The 2715-nt window shown below is 39.7% G+C and carries 3 protein-coding genes; all 3 read right to left on the bottom strand.

All coding sequences use genetic code 11. The features are described 5' to 3' along the window. Positions 1–143 precede the first annotated feature (143 nt). Positions 144–956, bottom strand: a complete 813-nt coding sequence (locus AACQ21_RS06480; protein ID WP_146127537.1) for a hypothetical protein — start codon at positions 954–956, stop codon at positions 144–146. 561 nt (positions 957–1517) lie between these two features. Continuing rightward, positions 1518–1958: a hypothetical protein gene (locus AACQ21_RS06485; protein WP_040122767.1), complete on the bottom strand. Its 441-nt coding sequence runs from the start codon at positions 1956–1958 to the stop codon at positions 1518–1520. Between the two features lie 165 nt (positions 1959–2123). Further along, positions 2124–2573, bottom strand: coding sequence for a GyrI-like domain-containing protein (locus AACQ21_RS06490; RefSeq protein ID WP_105976780.1), 450 nt, complete (start codon positions 2571–2573; stop codon positions 2124–2126). Positions 2574–2715: the final 142 nt, after the last annotated feature.

The following is a 2715-nucleotide window of genomic DNA, read 5'->3' on the forward strand; positions in this document are numbered from 1 at the left end:
GTCTCCAAATACCTAACGCCCGGTTAAGGGGCAGCCAACGCCATTACCAAGCTTCCGCATAACACCGTAACCACAAAAAACCAACGCATGGTAAAAATGCCACGCGTTGGCTGTCCCTCTTGAACCGTTTGTTAGCAGCCAGTTTATGCATCTGGTTCTCTGTACTCGATAGACTCTGCGTCAAAATCTGTAACTGATTTAGTTTCAACACCCATTTTATAGACAGGATGTCCTTTGAACGTATAGAAAGGGTTTGTATCTTTACAATAACGAATCTCGTCAAAATCACTTTCATTTAAAAATACATTGACTGTTGACCCTCCAACTCGACGAATCGCCACGATCTTACTAGCTGGATAGAACTTATATACCTTACCGTATATTTCTTGATATGCACCTAAGTAAGTTTCATTAGAAAGGTCAACTAAATAGTTTTTTGTTTCTCTATCAAATGCGACTACAGTCTCTTGACCTTTAACAGGTGAGCCAATTGATATATGGCTAACACCTCCGCTTGTACCAATACGGTTAACAATTGTTGAAACTTCTTTAAAAATGGAACTAATGAATATGCGTTTGTTAGGGTCATTTTCATTTTTTAGCCGTTGGATTACATCACCTACGTAATAACCAATAACTCCCGATATAACCCAATCTGCTACTTTTAACATAGCTTGTTGAGTATGTGGATCAGCCAGTATTGGAATGAGGGAAAATCCATCGGAGGCTCTTTTTCGCTGACCAATTTGAAGAGCTAAATGTTGTCTCTCTTCACTTGAAGGGAATGCTCCTTTTACCAAACGGTCTTCCTGAGCTAAATACGCTTTATTTATAATCCTTTGAAAGGCAATTAAAGACTCGCCAAGATCATATATGCTGACTCCACGTTTATCTAGATCATCACCAATAAAACGAATGGTAAAGAGCCCATTTTCATATTTTTCTCTTTCTTGCATTTGATACCCTTATACATAACTACCAGTATGGCTGCTAACGCCCGGCTAAGGGGTTGACAACGCACCGCCGAACTCAAAAAACACACTATAAACACTTAACTTCAATTTTGTACTAAAGCCGCCACGCGTTGGCAATCCCTCTTGAGCCGTTTGTTAGGCCAACCAATTGACAACAATACTTTCAAAACCCAAGAACAAAGCTTTTTGTAAACTTGAAAAACACTAACCGATTCATTTATAAACCAAAACTCCAACTCAGCAAAGAAACAAAAAACTCAAATTGAGCGATTTGGAAGAAAAGTGACGAGCGTAGCATGCTCGGCGGACGTTTGGATGCTGAAGGTTATTTTGCCGATGAATTCACAACGAAAAGAAACCCAACGCGATCAAGAAACAGCAAATATGTGATGATTATTTATTGCTTAAGTTCAGCCAGAGAACATGGGATTTACCGTTCAATTCAAACTCGTTTTAGCTGATAAAAACTCACTTTGCCTAACGCCCGGCTAAGGNACTAAAGCCGCCACGCGTTGGCAATCCCTCTTGAGCCGTTTGTTATGCTTATTTTTTGAGCTTCACAACTTCACCACTCAATGCAACTCCAGCCATTACGGCTCCAGCACCACATTGAAAAGTATCGTTGCTTGAAGTGAGGTTGTTTTTGTAATTTGATTTGATATTAACTACTGCATTTCCACCCTCTTTTATCGCTCTGTCTTTAAGAGCAATCATGGCAGAAAGAAAAACCCAGTTGCACGCTTCTTCATCTGTTTTATTGAAAGCGTTCGTTTTTTTACTGGTTTTAAATTCACCTAATTCTTTGAGAACTTTGCCGTAACTCTGCTCGCCAAAGTAAAATGAAACTTCAGAGCCTAATTTAGATTTAGCCACTTCGGAGCTCATTGCCTTTGTAATCGAATAATTACCCACATCATCTCTAGCAAAAGTGTTAGATGAGAAGAAAGCCAGTGATGAAAGAGCTAGAATTGTTAATTTTTTCATTGTGATATATTCCAAAATAGTTTGATTGTGACTAGAGCATAACGCCCGGCTAAGGGGTTGACAACGCACCGCCGAACTCAAAAAACACACTGTAAACACTGAACTTCAATTTTGCACTAAAACCGCCACGCGTTGGCAATCCCTCTTGAGCCGTTTGTTATGTAACTATTTGACAGAAATAGAGATCTCGACTTCATGAGCACTTTTATAATACTCAAAGTCTGTTGTGTATGCTCGTTCGTGAGGGCAGTTTTCAGAGCTAAAATAATCCCAAACGTCACCCCAAAGATCTATAACTACTTGTGGCATTTCACCGCTCGCAGCAAAAGTCAGGTACTTACCAGAGGTAACACTCACTTTTACTGAATCTGGTAATATTTCTGGTGATAAGGTATCCGAACAAGCGATAACGTCAAAAGCACCTGTAAAATCAGACTCATAGTTTGTGTATAGGCCATAAACTTTTGATTTTTCATCTAACTTTGGAGCAGCATTTGTGTAAAATTTTGCCCAAAGATTTCCAATTTTTGCAGTCGATGAATTTACTTCATCCGCATTAGTTGTACGAATGACAAAACCCGTAACTTCAAAACCATTCATTTCACTGATGTTCATTTTTTCTCCTAGTTACATAACGCCCGGCTAAGGGGTTGACAACGCACCACCGAACTCAAAAAACACACTGTAAACACTGAACTTCCATTTTGCACTAAAGTCGCCACGCGTTGGCAATCCCTCTTGAGCCGTTTGTTAGGCC

It is taken from the genome of Vibrio sp. V01_P9A10T6 (assembly GCF_963877065.1).
GTDB lineage: Bacteria > Pseudomonadota > Gammaproteobacteria > Enterobacterales > Vibrionaceae > Vibrio > Vibrio anguillarum.

Excerpts from the sequence above, each read along its gene's own strand:
- AACQ21_RS06480 (WP_146127537.1), bottom strand. The coding sequence starts at position 956 with ATGCAAGAAAGAGAAAAATATGAAAATGGGCTCTTTACCATTCGTTTT.
- AACQ21_RS06485 (WP_040122767.1), bottom strand. The coding sequence starts at position 1,958 with ATGAAAAAATTAACAATTCTAGCTCTTTCATCACTGGCTTTCTTCTCA.
- AACQ21_RS06490 (WP_105976780.1), bottom strand. The coding sequence starts at position 2,573 with ATGAACATCAGTGAAATGAATGGTTTTGAAGTTACGGGTTTTGTCATT.